The 15,556-nt window shown below is 43.9% G+C and carries 17 protein-coding genes; 5 read left to right on the top strand and 12 right to left on the bottom strand.

Annotated features, from left to right (window positions below; genetic code table 11):
* Positions 1-78: 78 nt before the first annotated feature.
* On the bottom strand, positions 79-1,731 hold the full coding sequence (locus tag AC58UW_RS20130) for a hydroxysqualene dehydroxylase (RefSeq protein WP_497422395.1): 1,653 nt from the start codon (positions 1,729-1,731) through the stop codon (positions 79-81).
* Positions 1,732-2,195: 464 nt separating this feature from the next.
* Here AC58UW_RS20130 and AC58UW_RS20125 point away from each other — a divergent pair, with 464 nt between their 5' ends.
* Positions 2,196-3,416: a PASTA domain-containing protein gene (locus tag AC58UW_RS20125; RefSeq protein WP_497422394.1), complete on the top strand. Its 1,221-nt coding sequence runs from the start codon at positions 2,196-2,198 to the stop codon at positions 3,414-3,416.
* Positions 3,417-3,483: 67 nt separating this feature from the next.
* Here the strand turns inward: AC58UW_RS20125 and AC58UW_RS20120 are convergent, their stop codons facing one another.
* From AC58UW_RS20120 to AC58UW_RS20105, 4 genes are all read right to left on the bottom strand, one after another.
* On the bottom strand, positions 3,484-3,612 hold the full coding sequence (locus AC58UW_RS20120) for a hypothetical protein (protein ID WP_497422393.1): 129 nt from the start codon (positions 3,610-3,612) through the stop codon (positions 3,484-3,486).
* Between the two features lie 94 nt (positions 3,613-3,706).
* Positions 3,707-4,081, bottom strand: coding sequence for a hypothetical protein (locus AC58UW_RS20115; RefSeq protein WP_497422392.1), 375 nt, complete (start codon positions 4,079-4,081; stop codon positions 3,707-3,709).
* Positions 4,071-4,241 carry a hypothetical protein gene (locus AC58UW_RS20110; protein WP_497422391.1) on the bottom strand — a complete coding sequence of 57 codons (171 nt, stop codon included), beginning with the start codon at positions 4,239-4,241 and terminating at the stop codon, positions 4,071-4,073. Before AC58UW_RS20110 ends, AC58UW_RS20115 begins: the two co-directional genes overlap by 11 nt.
* 223 nt (positions 4,242-4,464) lie before the next feature.
* Positions 4,465-4,650, bottom strand: coding sequence for a hypothetical protein (locus tag AC58UW_RS20105; protein WP_497422390.1), 186 nt, complete (start codon positions 4,648-4,650; stop codon positions 4,465-4,467).
* A gap of 74 nt (positions 4,651-4,724) precedes the next feature.
* On the opposite strand from AC58UW_RS20105, the gene AC58UW_RS20100 reads away from it, so the two are divergent.
* The 3 genes from AC58UW_RS20100 to AC58UW_RS20090 all read left to right on the top strand — a co-directional run bounded on the left by AC58UW_RS20100 (position 4,725) and on the right by AC58UW_RS20090 (position 8,157).
* Complete coding sequence (locus tag AC58UW_RS20100) at positions 4,725-7,049, top strand: ATP-binding protein (protein WP_497422389.1); 2,325 nt, start codon at positions 4,725-4,727, stop codon at positions 7,047-7,049.
* Entirely contained in the window at positions 7,046-7,693 is a 648-nt protein-coding gene (locus tag AC58UW_RS20095; protein ID WP_497422388.1) for a response regulator transcription factor, read from the top strand. The genes AC58UW_RS20100 and AC58UW_RS20095 overlap by 4 nt, the downstream gene beginning before the upstream one ends.
* Positions 7,694-7,860: 167 nt before the next feature.
* The gene (locus AC58UW_RS20090; protein WP_497422387.1) at positions 7,861-8,157 is read left to right on the top strand and encodes a hypothetical protein; all 297 of its coding nucleotides are present in this window, start codon (positions 7,861-7,863) and stop codon (positions 8,155-8,157) included.
* A gap of 169 nt (positions 8,158-8,326) precedes the next feature.
* Here the strand turns inward: AC58UW_RS20090 and AC58UW_RS20085 are convergent, their stop codons facing one another.
* The 7 genes from AC58UW_RS20085 to AC58UW_RS20055 form a co-directional block, all read right to left on the bottom strand.
* On the bottom strand, positions 8,327-9,049 hold the full coding sequence (locus AC58UW_RS20085; RefSeq protein WP_497422386.1) for a nucleoside phosphorylase: 723 nt from the start codon (positions 9,047-9,049) through the stop codon (positions 8,327-8,329).
* Position 9,050: 1 nt separating this feature from the next.
* A complete protein-coding gene (locus tag AC58UW_RS20080; RefSeq protein ID WP_497422385.1) occupies positions 9,051-9,728 on the bottom strand; it encodes a sulfite oxidase-like oxidoreductase in 678 nt (225 codons plus the stop codon).
* 21 nt (positions 9,729-9,749) lie between these two features.
* Positions 9,750-10,673: an ABC transporter permease gene (locus tag AC58UW_RS20075; protein ID WP_497422384.1), complete on the bottom strand. Its 924-nt coding sequence runs from the start codon at positions 10,671-10,673 to the stop codon at positions 9,750-9,752.
* The gene (locus AC58UW_RS20070) at positions 10,657-11,724 is read right to left on the bottom strand and encodes an ABC transporter permease (RefSeq protein ID WP_497422383.1); all 1,068 of its coding nucleotides are present in this window, start codon (positions 11,722-11,724) and stop codon (positions 10,657-10,659) included. Before AC58UW_RS20070 ends, AC58UW_RS20075 begins: the two co-directional genes overlap by 17 nt.
* Positions 11,717-13,216, bottom strand: a complete 1,500-nt coding sequence (locus tag AC58UW_RS20065) for an ABC transporter ATP-binding protein (protein WP_497422382.1) — start codon at positions 13,214-13,216, stop codon at positions 11,717-11,719. The genes AC58UW_RS20070 and AC58UW_RS20065 overlap by 8 nt, the downstream gene beginning before the upstream one ends.
* Before the next feature lie 90 nt (positions 13,217-13,306).
* On the bottom strand, positions 13,307-14,338 hold the full coding sequence (locus tag AC58UW_RS20060; RefSeq protein WP_497422381.1) for a BMP family lipoprotein: 1,032 nt from the start codon (positions 14,336-14,338) through the stop codon (positions 13,307-13,309).
* Between the two features lie 224 nt (positions 14,339-14,562).
* Positions 14,563-14,832 carry a late competence development ComFB family protein gene (locus AC58UW_RS20055; RefSeq protein ID WP_497422380.1) on the bottom strand — a complete coding sequence of 90 codons (270 nt, stop codon included), beginning with the start codon at positions 14,830-14,832 and terminating at the stop codon, positions 14,563-14,565.
* 215 nt (positions 14,833-15,047) lie between these two features.
* On the opposite strand from AC58UW_RS20055, the gene AC58UW_RS20050 reads away from it, so the two are divergent.
* Positions 15,048-15,551: a metal-dependent hydrolase gene (locus AC58UW_RS20050; protein WP_497422379.1), complete on the top strand. Its 504-nt coding sequence runs from the start codon at positions 15,048-15,050 to the stop codon at positions 15,549-15,551.
* Positions 15,552-15,556: the final 5 nt, after the last annotated feature.

Raw genomic sequence — 15,556 nt, 5'->3', positions numbered from 1 at the left:
GCCAGGTACTTCCACAGACAAACGCCCCTTAACAATCAAGGAGCGCGTTGGCCTGGGATATGTATTATCTGCTACGTATTACCAACCTAAAATCTTGCCGTCCCAAGGAAGTCCTTTCTCAAAACGGTGCTTATCATGTACATGATAAGGCTTCAATATATCAAGGTGCCCCAGCTCAAAGGTGTACATTTCCCATATTTGACATGGCTTTTCCTTCGAACCGTCCCGTTCCAGAATCGCATTCACCGCACGTCGCGCTGCTTCATTGGCGCCTTCCATCGTCGCAAGGTTCGTATTCGTACGAACGTAATCAGCTGCTAAGAACAAATTCGGAATAGCCGTATAAGCTTCTGGACGGTCATCCCAAGTCCCTACACGGTTAATAAGCAGTGGCTCCATATTCGTGCAAGCATGTTCAGGATTATCAAATTGTATATCGGTATCCAGGAACCAGGAATGCAGGACTTCGTCTTCCAAAATAACGGCTCCATCCACATTCAAGCTTTTCTTCATCTGTGCCCAGACTTCCTCTTTGATCTCTTCAGCCGTACAAAGCGTGGCTGGCTTACCGTATAGAATCCCTGGCGTATCCCAATCGGAAATATCTACAGACAAAATGCCTTCAACGGTGCCATCGCCATACTCGCTCAGATGAACATCAGGCCAGAATTGTTTCTGTGAAACAGAAGTGAGCGACCATGGAGCATCCAAATAGATAACATGACCATGAGTAATTGTAACATCCTTCTTCAAATAATACTGGATCCCGTTCATCCACGCTACAGAATCAACCAACTTCTGAACACCCGCAAGTGTTGGGTCTGCTTCTAGCATCGAATTAGTAATGAATTTCCCCATCACTTCTACTGGGAATGCTGCAATGTAGTAATCCGCTTCAACGTCAAAAGTTTCTCCGTTCTCCGTTACCTTCGCGCTGCGAATGACACCATCGACACACTCAATGCTCTCTACTTTAGCAGCCAAGTGATAGTCAACACCCTTTTCTGTTAAAAAGGATAACCAAGGATTCACCCATTTGTCATTGGTGGGACCGTTCAATAGTCGAACAAAGCTTGTCCCAGGCGTCGTAATGTCCAGTGTCATCTGTGCGGCTACAGGACCTACCGTTTGCGTGTTGGCAATCTTGGACTGGCAAGCAACAAGGGTTTTGGTGAAACCCGCGAATATTTTTTGAAAAGCAGGGGATTGCTGTTCGGCCTCAATGAATGTCCACCAATCGATCAGGTTATATTCCTCGCGGATACGCTCATCGCAGGAAGTCATGACTTGCCATAGCTTACGTCCATACTGCTCCATATCGTCCATCGTCAATCCTAGATTATTATCGAAAAGATCTCGGACAACAACTAGGAAGTTGTCAAGACTGAATTCAATCTTCGCGAGCAATGGAAGCAATGGTGCCGTAAAAGTCGCAATGTCCAGCCTCGTCACTTCCATTAAATTATCATATACGGTACCGTTTTCATAGGGAATTTGTTGTAAAGTATCAATAACATGTCTGTAAAAACGTGGAAACAATCGGAAGCCATGTTCACCTGGCAGGTCTCTTCTCCCGTCGACTCCGCTTCCTACAAAAGGCATGCTTCTCGCTTTACCACCAGGTATAGTCTTAAACTCATAGACAGACACCTCGTAACCTCTTGTAATTAATTCATGCGCTGCGCTCATACCAGCGACGCCGCCACCCAAAATTGCGACTTTTTTCACCATAATTCCCCCTCGATTTGGATCATATTGTAAAATCATCTGTAAGCTATCATACCATCTAGGCAATTTGAATCATAGACTTTTAGTTCAATAGAAACAGGAAAAAACTGAAAAACGATAACATTTTCCAGTTAAATTGGGTCTTGTAATTTTTTTGTAAATTATTGTAGCCTAGACATGCTAAGAATTATAAAATTCTCGTTTTATTTGCTCAAGCCTTGTTCCAAAACTAGGCAAAAAGGTGTAGAGTAAAGTCAATGAAGTATCAGCTTCACCTCTAAATCTTAACTCGACCTTACTCCTATTTTCACCCCACGTATTCCGAACAATCTTGATAAATCACTTAAAAAAATTCGGGTTTCCATGGTTGTTTTTGTGAATAAACTACCAAAATTCCTATATCTCAACGAATCATATATAATATAGGCAATGCTCAAATGATGCCATCAAGAGAGGATGGATATTCCATGCATAACAAGATGGGTACACGATATATACCGGGAACCCGGATCATCAGTTTACCTCAGGGCACTCTTCATGATGGAGAAGATGTATTTCTGACTCGTAAAGTTCTTCTTTTTAACATAAAACTTGTTCCAGGCCAGATTGGCGCAGATTATATGCGAACGCTTCATCATAAGGCCGCTTTCATCCATGACGGCTTTCAGCATATTCTAGACACTTCCGTAGAAGAAGATTCTGTAACCATTATTTTACAAGCTAAGCCAGGATCTTTATTTTCTCGCCTAATCAATAAAAAACCGTGGACGTTCCATCAAATAATCGCCATGATCGCAGATCTGGGTGTCTCCTTGCTTGACGCCTTAGAGGAGCGGATTACAGGATTTTCCGTTGCCGCCGAAAACCTATGGTTAGACGATCATAATAAGCTTACCGTTATCAATTATTGGGACGAGGGGGATGCTCAGACACAAGGCGCTATTGGGCTCTGCCGCTTAATGCTCCAGCTGTTTAGCGGTACGCAGCCGAGTACAACCCCGTTTGAAGTGATACATACGCAGTTAGAGCGTACTCCTATCCCCTCTGCGACTCCCGAGCAGAAAGCTGCTCTCGTTAAGCTTGTGAAGCTCATCTGTCAAGGTCAAGCCTCCTTGTCCTCCTTCGTATTTGGCATGCGCAGCTTACAGCCATCGAGCTATAAGGAAGAAGCTTTAGCCATGCCCATTCAGCGTCCATCCCGATCCCAGAAGGCGCAGGTGGTCGCGCACGAGGAGCAGGAGGATACGGATCACGAAGAAGAGACTGAGCAAAGTTACACAGGGAGCCGGTTACGTAAAGTTGGCATCGGAGCATCTGCCGTTCTCGTTGTAGCTATTGCAGGTTGGATTCTTTGGCCTTCCTCAGAGAAGAAGGAGCCTGTTGTCAACACACCAGCGCAAACCGCTACCCCGACTCCACAGTTGAGCAGCCCCACCCCCACGCCTGTCCCAACGAAATCTGGCGGGGATACCAATAAGCAGCCGGTGGAGATAGAGATCCCCAATTTGGTTGGGAAAACACTTGCTGATGCCGAACAACAAGCCTTAGCTTTGGGACTGCATTATGAATATGTCATTGAAGCAAGCACTTCTCCCAATGGTACGGTCTTTAAGCAAGACCCGCAACCTGGGGCAAAAGGACTGCAAGGCGACAATGTGACGTTTTGGGTGAGCAAGGAAAGCCAGTAGAACTACCAATAAAACAAAACGGCCTCTCATATCGAGAGGCTGTTTCCCCATCCAACTTTATGACCAATTATACTTTGATTTGTTCGATAGACTTTCGCATTTCGTCTGTGAGCCCGCTTAGCGCATCTGCCGAATCTGCGATTTCCTGGGCTATTTTGAGCTGTTCGCGGGTCAGCTTATGTTCCCATACGTTCAATTCTTAATCAACATTAATTTAGTTCAAAAGTCCTCATAAAGCAAAAAATGATCAGACAGAATTGCTCTGTCCAACCATATTTGAAATTTATATATTAAGAATGTAAATCCGTATATTCACTGTTAGCAGACAACCGCCCCAAAAAGGTAACGACGATCATTTTATATCGCGAATGGCCATCTTGAAGCTCATTTTCTTCCATCAGCTCAAATTCAGCAACCATCTCTACATCATCATCAATGATAAACATCGTCGGTTCGTTGAGGTCACTGGGTTTAATTCGCTCGTCTTCAAGCTTCTTCCGTACAAATAAGTTAACCTCTTCGAGATTCGCTTTTTCATGCGTAACGCGCTCGCCAAAGCGGGAATGGGCATGGCCTGTTACGACGAGGTCGGCGATTTGTTTACCATCCAGCTCAGCAGCCAAAGGTTCGTAAGTACTCCACCGATTCATCTTCCTATCGCTCATTCCCTGTATTCCACCGATGATTCGCTTCGATGATATCCATCATCTTTTTCATGGAAATTTGGATTTGTTCTTTTGAGGGCAGGGAAAGCGTGCTGTAGGTTTGTTTTACAACATCCGTTAACACCGTATCAAACATAAATTCAAACTGTTCGTTATTCATTATGAAATCCCTCCTTATTTAGATGATTTTGGAAAATTACCTACTTACATCATATATCGAAGCGCTCGGAATAACAGCGCAATAATTATTTTCGTAAATGCACCTCTAACTCTCAAAAAAACGCACATTTTTTTGCGCAAAAAAAAGATTGCAGCTAGATTTTAAAAATCTAATTGCAATCTTTTTGAGAGATTTGGTAAAATCAAGTAACGGTGTACTTTAATTAAAACCAAAATTCTTCTTTCGGTTCGTTTTTCCTAGAATTGGTAAACGTTTTCATAATTGCCTGTTTTTCGGAAGCTGAAACACCAGTCAGACCTTGAAGTGCAGATAATCTCTCGCTCAAACCCAACTTTTTCAAAGAAGCAACTGTTGTTGATAAATCTGGTGACCATGTTGCACTAATCATACACATACCCCCTAATTGACCTAAGTTAAGTAACAACTGCTATTATAGCAGTGATTGAGAGGAAGATATAGTGGTTGAATCACAAATTATATAAAATTCTTCTATCATTTTGTCTAGTAGGTTTGCAGATTTGGTTTTTATTCGTCACGTTCCAGCACACGTTTTTCGGGATTCAATTACAAAGAAATGAACATATGGAATGGCATATCAAATCATTTCAAATTGAACAAATCCGGTTAGATCTGGGGCTTCAGGTTGGGGACGAGATTATCTATGTGAACGGAAAAGACCCTAACCAAAATAAAATTATCCGAAAATGGGCCACGATTGAGCAAGCCGATACGATTACTTTCGCGAGGAATGGCCAGCAAGCAACGATTTCGCTGCAAGAGATCGTTCAACCAGCCTTCGACTTCATTTCTTTGTTTGGAGAGATTATTTGTCTGTGTATTTCATTTATGATCTTGTGGAAAATTCCCCACTCCAAGTCAGCTCGTCTGCTATCTCTCGTTTTTCTCATTGTAGGCATCATTTTCATGTGCATCCCCCCCTCCGCTCGCGGAGATAGTTTGGCGAAAGTGCTGATCAGTAATCTTGTGATGATCATGCCGTTTGTTTTCGTTCATTTTCTAACGCTGTTTTTCAAAGAGAAGAGTGGTGTCACACTGCCGACTACTTATTTGAAATATGTCTATAGCTTTATGCTCCTTAGTTTCTTTGGAAGATGCATCTATTTCACGCCGCTGGACACATACAAGTTTTATATACTAGACTATCGTTGTGTCCTACTTTTATTTTTGTGTGGTTTTTTACTGAATATCGGATTACTATTTTATGTGTTTTTCAAATATCGGCGGGAGAATTCATCCATTCAGGCCATCATCAAGCTTGTCTGGTTCGCACTCTTCATTTCGACCGCACCATTAGCTTTTCTATCCTTCCTGCCTATATTGTTTACGGGAGCGCCGCTCGTTAAATCGCTGTACACCGGCTATTTTGTCGTGTTATTTCCATTATCGTTTACTTATATGATTGTAACCAAGCAATTGTTTGATATCCATATCTTGCTTCGCCGGATTGTGTATACGACGCTTATTTCGATGGTGCCAAGCGCACTAATCGTTCTCATGATTGCCCTGATTTTCGGTAAGGAAGTCACTGTGAAAAACATGTCGTTAAGCTTTTTATTTATACTAACAACCATCTCCTTCTTGCTTTATGTCCTTGAATATTTTGTTACAAAACTGGATGCCATCATGTTTCCCAAAAAGTTTTACTTGCAGCTTGCACTTAAGAAAATTGCAAGAAACTTAAGGACAATTACGAGTTTTCGTGAATTAAAAGATATCATTCTGGTAGATATCGTAAGTACACTCAACGTCTACGGCGGAGCCATCGTTTTTCAATATCCGCATTCGATGGAAACCATTGGCGAGGGAGTCTTGGATTTAAAAGAAATCGAACAATATCTGCGTGAAAATCGGTTGGATGACTCGAAGTACTCCATTTTTGTAATTAATCAAAACGAAGAGTATTCCTGTTATTTAGTCACTGCGAGGAAAAAGACCAACACACTGCTGAGTCTAGAGGAACGTCAATGGCTAAGTCTGATCATTTCTTATTTAGCAGTAAGCTTAGAAAATATATATCTGATCCGCAAGTTAACGGTCAAATTGCATGATTTAGCTTCTCAAATTCCTAATGAGGAAGCCGGTCAGGACGTTGTTTGGCTTCGCAAATCGCTTTTTGAATTACAGGAACAAGAAAGATATAGAATTGCTACGGATCTGCATGACACGACCATGCAGGACATTTTACTAGTTCGTAGAAGATTAATTTCTTTTATCGATAATAACGAGGATCAACAGCAGGTGGTTCAAGCTATCAAGCATTTGGATTTGGTCAATGAAAGCTTGCGTCAAAGCTGCTTTGAATTAAATCCGCATCTGCTTCAAAATATTGGACTAATTCAAACCATACAAGCAACATTGGACCTGGATATCGGGTTAAACGAATATGAAACCCAATTCCATGTTGAAGGGGATTTGATTATTGAAAGGCTCGATATCGATATTAAGAAGCACATTTTCCGTATCTTTCAAGAGCTTATGCACAATGCCAAGAAGCATTCAAATGCTTCTAAAGTCATCATTAAATTGACTGTCATTGAGAATTACTTGTGTTTATTTTACAAGGATGATGGGGTTGGCTTAGATCGACAAGCCCTCGCCAAGGACAAAAGACTTCGAACAATTGCTAACTCTGGCTTTGGATTAGAACAGATGAAAAGCCGAGTTTTACATTTGAGTGGACATCTAGAGCTTCTGTCAGATAAGGGAAGCGGCGTTGAGCTCACCATTCGGATTCCCATACCTACACAGGAAGGAAGTACTGCATGAACAAGCAATCAAAAATTTTAATCGTAGATGATCACCCTTTAATGGCTGAGGCAACGTCCAGTACTTTGAAGCAAATTGATGGCGTGCAAATTGTTGGTATTGCAGGTACGGCCAAACAATGCTTAGAACTCATGGATTTGCATGTACCAGATATTGTATTTCTAGACTTTAATTTGCCAGACCAGTACGGTGATGAAGTTGCCAAAATTATCAAAGGAAAATATCCCACGACACATCTCGTAATCTTCTCTGGCATCGAATTATCTCATCTCTATAACCATTTGATTGGGCTGGAGGTTAGCGCGGTAATCTCAAAAGAGTCCAGCGGAACGCTCATCAAGAGCTTAGTAACCCTTTTGATGGAGAACTTTACGGTTGTACCGGTTCCTGTTTTTCACAAAATGAGAGTATCGAGCGGAAATTTGCATCAGACGGATTTATTGGATGATGATGAAGTGAATATGATGACGATGATTGTTCAAGGCTTAACTAATGAACAGATGGCTGATGAAGTACATATGAGTAAACGCACTGTCGATAACTATGTTCGCAAAATTTACGAGAAACTAGGCGTCAAATCCCGTGCGCAAGCGGTGGATAAGTTTAATCAGTTCAAGCACATTTTTGACGTTAACCGCAGATAAGTGAATTGATAGCGGCATTGTGGAGTGGTGAAGGCGGCAATGAAAATTGCTGCTTCAGCCGAGCGCGGTGACTGGGTGAATGAGAGGTTGGCAACGAGCACTAGGTGAATGAGAGGCTGACGACGAAAACTGAATGAATGAGACGCTTGCGACGGGAAACTCCGTGAATGAGAGGTTGGCAACTGCAATTTAGGCTACTTCATAGACTGCTTACTTGGATTAACGCCGATTGTTCCTGCTATTTTACGCAAATGATCCACTTTATTCTAATTAAATGGAATTTCTACCGCTATTTCCATCAAATCCTGCGACTTTCCTACGCATCCGTCGATTTAGATGTAGTTTCTACTGCTATTCCTTCCCTGGGATTGAAGCAGCTCCGATTAACGGTAGATTTTCCAGCTAATTCAGTTGAGTTTCGTCATGGAGACTTGGTGATTGGGAAACAAGCGGTTGGCGACTAGCCTTCTGCATAGATTGGTTACTTACATTAACGCCGATTGTTCCTGCTACCGCTATTTCCATCAAATCCTGCGGCTTTCGTACGCATCCGACAATTTAGATGCAGTAGTTGCAATATACAAAGAGGTCAACCAGCACACGCTGATTGACCTCTCTTCTATTCCACGCCTGCTATTGGTTCAGTTTGACAATGGCACGTATGGCAGCTTCAATCTCCCGCTCAACCGCAACAGAAACCACATCCGTGTGCGGATCATAGACTTCTCTCAGATCCGCATCTGCGTAACCATCCAACGCCACTATCGCACCTGCACGCACTCCGCGGAGCGATGCAATGACGTATAGCGCAGAGATTTCCATCTCAACCGCCAAGGCACCTGCCTGCTTATATTTCTGATGAGGGAATTCCTCTACACCTTGGAAGAAAGCATCCAACGTGACGGTAATTCCCTTTTTCACAAGACCTTCCGTCTCGCTTGCAGCATCAAACAGTGCCCGTACAACGTCCGAATCGGCTACAGCGGGGTAACCTAGCGGTACTAACTGACGGGTCAAACCGTCTTCCCGAACCGCTGCTGTGCTGACAACCAAGCTACCTGGAGGGACGTCTGCCGAATATGAGCCCGCTGTTCCAACGCGAATCAACGTCTTTACGCCGCCTTTGATCAACTCTTCAAAGCAAACAGCAGCTCCAGGCGATCCAACACCATGACTGACAACGGTTATTGCTACGCCAGACGCCTCGCCGACGAAAGTTCGATATTCCCTGCTAAAAGCCAGCTCACGAACATTGTCCAGCTTGCGTGCGATCGCCTCTGCTCGGAATGGATCCCCGCAGACGATCGCGTATGGACTTAAATCCTCTGTATTCACCTGTAAAATGGATAATTTCAATTTAATCGAACTCCTTTCTGACCCACTCGTCTTCCGGAATCGGAATAGCTTCCCCAGAGAATCGCTGTTCTTCAAACGGGTCTGCTACATGATGGAAACCATTGCGCTCCCAGAATCCTTCACGGTCTTCCTTCATGAATTCGATGCCCTGAATCCATTTGGCGCTTTTCCAGAAATATAAATGCGGTACTACAAGACGAAGCGGCCAACCATGCTTAGGTGTAAGCGGTTTGCCGTCATAGCTCATGGCAAGCAAAATATGATCTCCCATGAGGTCTTCGAGTGGAACATTCGTTTCATACTCATTATCTGCGTGCAGCATGACGTACTTGCCCTCTGGCTTAACGTTGATCAGCTTAAGGAAATCTCGAAAGAGTACGCCTTCCCAAACCGTATCCAGCTTGGACCAACGCGTTACGCAGTGAATATCACAAACGATTTGCGTTCGAGGTAACGCGAGCAGTTCTTCGTAGCTAAACGATTTCTCCTCCGCAACCTCGCCAAACACACGTAACGACCACGTGGACATATCATACTTCGGCACTTCACCTTCGTGAAGAATCGGAAATCTCTCTGTGACAGCCTGTCCAGGCGGAACTCTGTCTGCAATCTCCAGGGGAACATCTACAGCAGGAATATTCATGCGCTTGATGCGCTCTGCTTTGCTATCTTTATGCATCTGTCATCCTCCGTTAATTCCTTATCGGGAACTGCCATTCGCCTTCTGCGCATCAGCCAAATAATTGCTTCTCCGGAAGAAAAGCATCGCCAGCAATGTCACAACGTAGGGCAGCATTTGTGTAAAATGGGTGGGCAATGAGAAGCCCTGCAATCGGATACTAAACGCATCCATCAAGCCGAAAAGCAAGCTGGAAGCCATGACGCCAATCGGATTAGCTTGGCCTAACATCGTTGCTACAAGAGCAATAAATCCTCTTCCAGCTGTCATCCCTTCCGTAAACATCGTAACTTGTCCTAGGGAGAGCTGGGCACCTGCGAGTCCACAGAGCAGTCCGCAGATGAGGACCGCCAAGTACTGCATCCGATTCACCTTAATTCCGATGCTTTTGCTGGCAACTGAATTCTCACCAACCGCGACCAACCGGAATCCCAATACAGACTTGAACAGAAAATACTGAAGGACAAATACAAGGATAAAGGCCAAATAGACAAGCGGTGAATGCCCGGAAATAATCTCCCCGACTATGGGAATATCTTTAATGAACGGAATATCCCATTTCGGCAGTCCGATCATATTTTTATCATAGAAAGCCCCTTTGACATGAAAAATCGCTCGCAAGCTAAACGCAGTCAATCCCAGCGCCAGGAAATTAAACGAAATACCAACCACGATGACATTCGCTTGCAAATGAATACTTATATAAGCAAAAATCAATGAAAAGAGCATCGTGACCGCAACGGCAATAAGAACAGCTGCCAAAACATTTCCAGTGTAAAAATTGCCGACAATCGCCGAGAAGGCGCCGACTAACACGAATCCTTCCAAGCCCACGTTAAACAAGCCGACTCTGGAACAAATCGCCCCGCCTAATGCGGCAAGCAGGATCGGAGCTACCATCCGAATCATTGAACTGAATAATGACACATCAAGAAGATGCTGCATCGCCCTTGCCTCCTTTCCGCCGTTTCCAAAGGGTATAGCTGAACTTCGCTGTAACGAACAAGATGAGCAAAGACTGAATAACACTTGAAATCTCTAATGGAATACTCGTGTTCCGCTCAACACCCATACCTCCGGTTTGCAAAGCTGCAAGAAGAACGGCCGCAATTGCCGTGCCTAACGGATGAGCGCCTGATAGCAGAGTCGCCATAATGCCGGACCACGCATAACCAGGATTCGTTATCATCCCATCTGTGTACCGGTACTGCATGCCGAGAACCTCGATAGCCCCAGCTAACCCAGCAAAGCCGCCACTGGCAAACATGCTGGCCAGCATTACTTTCCCTCTATTCACGCCTCCATATCCAGCAAAAAGAGGATTGTACCCTAACATACGAATTTCATAGCCGGCAACCGTATATTTAATAAACAGATAAAGGAGAACTGCGAGTACAATGGCAATAATAAATCCGCCGTGAATACTCATTCCTTGAAATAATTTGGGCAGCCAGACCCCTTTCTCAATCATCATCGTTTGAGCGAGAGCGGCTGATCCTGTCTTATCTTTAAAAGGATAGGCGACCATATAGCCAGCAAACAAAGCAGCTATATAATTCATCAGCAGCGTTGTAATGATTAAGTTCATTCTGAACTTGGCATCCAGCCACCCTGCAAATGCCGACCAAATACCGCCGGCAATGATACCGCCGAGAATAGCAGCCAACAATTTAAACAGAGCTGGCCCAGGTAAATAAAGCGCGATCATTGCGCTGGATAATGCGCCCAAAATCATCTGTCCCTCTGATCCCATGTTGAAGAACCCTGCACGGAAAGCGATCGATACGCCTAAACCAACCAAAATCAGCGGCGTCGCCCGGGTTAGTGTATTCGTAATGAAAAAGAAATTACCGAAAGCACCCTTCCACATCTGTGCATAGGTGTCAATAACGGATCCGCCAATCAATGAAATGGCAATCGCACCGCCCAATAATCCGATAATGACGGCAAGCAGCGGTTGGACCCAAGCGCTTATAGGGAAACGACTTTTAAGCATGAGAAACTCCTCCCGCCATCCACAAGCTAATCTGCTCCTCCGTTGCGTTCTCGGCTGAAATCTCGCCAGCTATTCGTCCTTCGTACATGACAATAATACGATCCGAAAGCTTGAGAATTTCTGTTAATTCCGAGGAAATTAATAAAATTGCGCCCTGCTCGTCACGTTTACGAAGCAATTCTTCGTGAATAAGCTCCATGGCTCCAATATCAACGCCACGGGTGGGTTCTGCTGCAATAAGAAATGGCTGTTTCTGCGCAATTTCTCTAGCTACGATCAGCTTTTGCAAATTACCGCCGGATAGATACTTCACCTTCGCATCTTGTGAGCCTGCTTTAATCTGAAATTGCTGAATGAAGCCACTGACCATTTGACGCAGCTCTTTTCCTTGTAAAAAGCCTTTACGACTGCGGGTTCTATGATGACCCATGGTTCCATTTTCTAAGACGGTGCCCTCTTTGGCCGCACCCCATTGATAACGATCCTCCGGGACATGCGAAAGACCAATGTCTCTGATTTCCCGCACAGACCGACCTTTAAGATTGTCGCCAAGCAAACGAATTTCCCCACGGTCAATAAATTGAAGCCCAGAAATAGCTTGAATGAGCTCAGACTGACCATTCCCTGAAATACCTGCGATACCAACGATCTCCCCAGCCTTGACCTGAAAGCTGACCTGATCCAGTACGGGTTTGCCTTTGTCCCCCATAATCGAAACATCTTTGACCTGGAGAACGGTATCACCCAGTTTCACATCGCTTTTGGTCGTTGGCAGCAGGTCCCTGCCCACCATTAGCTTGGACAATTCCTCTACATTAGTTGCCCCTGCATCCAGCTCCCCGGTAACTTTCCCGTCACGAAGGACGGTAACCCGGTCAGCAATTTCCATCACCTCATGAAGTTTGTGTGTGATGATAATAAAGCTCTTCCCTTGGTTGGCTAAGTTTCTCATAATAACGAGAAGTTCCTTCGCTTCAAGCGGCGTCAGCACCCCAGTAGGCTCATCCAAAATAATAATGTCCGCACCCTGATACAGGACCTTCAAAATTTCCACACGCTGCTGCATGCCAAGCGGGATATCCGCCACTTTCTTATACGGATCAATCGGCAAGCGATACTGCTCGCACAATGCTTCTACTTGCTTGACAGCCTTATTGCGGTCAAATTTGAGCCCTGACTTTGGTTCATTACCAATAACGATATTTTCGGCGACTGTAAAAGAAGGAAAGAGCATGAAATGTTGGTGCACCATGCCGATTCGATGACGGATCGCATCCGTAGGATTCGTGAAAGCCACTTCTTTGCCATTCAAAAGAATGCTGCCTGCCGTCGGCTGCTCCATGCCGTACAAAATACGCATTAGCGTTGTTTTCCCAGCTCCATTTTCCCCGACTAATGCATGAATCTCACCTTGACGCAGCGAAAAATCAACATTTGAATTCGCTGTTAAATTGCCATATGTTTTCGTAATTTGACGCATTTGAAGCAGCATAACGGTTTTTCGCTCCTCTGTCTAGACATGAGGAAACTGTTTACGTCTCCGTAAACAGTTCCCAAGGTCAATATGAAATGATCGTGCTAATTATTTAACTGGATTCTCAACTTTTACTTTGCCGGAAACGATATCATCGCGAATCGCTTTAACTTTCGTAACGACGTCTTGTCCAATGAAAGGACTAAGCGCAGATTTGCTCTCTTTAGTCACGAATGTAAGACCAACGCCGTCTTCTTTCAAACCGTAATCAACGGAACCGAATTTAAACGTGCCGTTTACGAAATCTTTCACTGTTTGGTAGGCAACAGCATCTGTTCCTTTTAATTGAGAAAGGACGATATGCTGTGGATCCGTTACTGTACGGTCGATATCTTGTCCGGAAGTGAAGAAGCCTTTTTCTTTCGCAGCTTCGAACACGCCTAGATCACCAACAGCAGAAGCGGCAGCAATGAAATCTGCACCTTGTGAGAATTGCGTTAACGCTAATTCTTTAGCTTTGGCTGGATCAGTGAAGCTGCCTACATAGTTAACGATGAATTTGGCATTAGGATTCGTTGCCTTCAGACCTTCTTGGAAGCCAACAGTGAACTTCTTAATGAGCGGGATATCAAGTGCCGCTACCATACCTACGACATTCTTCTTAGTAGCAAGACCAGCAGCTGCACCTAGCAAGTAGGAAGCTTCATGCTCACGGAAAACTACACTTCGAACGTTCGGAAGATCAACAACCGTATCAATAATTGCAAAAGATTTCTTAGGATTCTCAGCGGCTACTTTCTTAAGTGCATCTTCGGACTCGAAAGAGCTTGTAATGATGAGATCATAGTTATCAGCAACAGCAGCGCGTAAATTTTGTTCAATAGCGCTTGCGTCTGTGGATTCTACCGTTTTAACCGTAACGCCAAACTCTTGACCCGCTTTTTTAACACCTTCATCTTCTTGCGCGAAAAATGGGTTCAAACCAATCTTCTCTGGCGTAATAAGGATGACTTTCTTATCTGACTTAGCTGTAGCTGCTTTCGTTGCTTCAGCACCGGTTGCTGCTGTGTCTGTCTTTGCAGTTGCACAGCCTGTTAACAATATTGTAACTGCAAACATAGAAATTAAAGCTTTTTTCATGTGTATCTCTCCCCTTGATGAAAATATGTTAGGTACAACACCTTTTGTATATCCTACTAAATAACTCGGATTTAGTCAAAGTATTTTTTCGCCCGACAAATGTTAACGAATTATGTTCGAAATATACGAAACTCGTCGATAATTATACTATATTGTCGAATGACATGCTATATAAAAAAGCCAGCCTCCTGGAATGGAGACTAGCTCTTTATTCAACATTGTTGCTAGACTTCATGATGTTGATGATCAGCGACAATATTCGCAGCTTCCATTAATTCACGCATGACATCGGACTGCAGCTGCGGACTTATGTACAAGCCTTTAACAAACAAAGCTCCCTTTTCACTTGACGTATATCTAGGCGGGATTTTGTTTAACACCAAAGCTAGCATATCATCTTTACACTTATTGCAATCGCATTTCAATTCGTATTTTTTCTGAAACTCATCAAACATATTAACGACGATTGTTTCTATGGCATTAAAGACTGGCATCGGAGTTAGCTCCTTCACTATTTCAACTATATGTCTATTATAACGTATAAAACTATATTCAAAAAGTGCTCGTAGACTACTTAGACCCACTTTATTGACTCATGGTAGGTAACTACTCCTAGTTCCAGACACCCTAATCTCGAATTCCGACTTAAAAATCGTTTCAGCTCCGAATACTATACAGTTATAAATAAAATAGACTTAGGGGTTAATTTATGCTGCAAAAAACACACAGTATTGCCGGATTCATATCGGCAGAACTCGTACTCGCTTACCAAGATGTAAGTTTTTTTTCATGGGACACGGCTGGAGCCCTTTTGCTGGGCTGCCTGGCAGGGACGCTGGCTGATGTCGATAAGCCGGGCTCAACGATGGCCAAAGTTCTATTCCCGTTATCAGCCCTGCTTCGAATCCTGAAGGTGCGCCATCGGACGCTAACCCACTCTATTATCTTTATACTTTTACTAATGATGATCTCATTGCCGATGTCACCCTTGTACTTCTGGGTCTTCACCGTGGCTTACGCATCGCATCCCCTTATTGATTTGCTCAATGAGCGGGGCATCCAATTATTTTGGCCGCTCCCTATGAAAATCCGTCTGCTGCCGAAATTCATCGCCATTGATACGGGATCTGCGAGTGAAACCGTATTCCGTTGGTTGCTTCTGGCAATCACCTTGCTGATCCCTTTTATGCTTTATGTGTACCCCATCTTATAAAAAAG

The sequence above is a fragment of the Paenibacillus sp. J22R160 genome (assembly GCF_059692135.1).
Note: the sequence above shows the minus strand (reverse complement) of the source record. Positions and strands in the feature narration are given on the sequence as shown.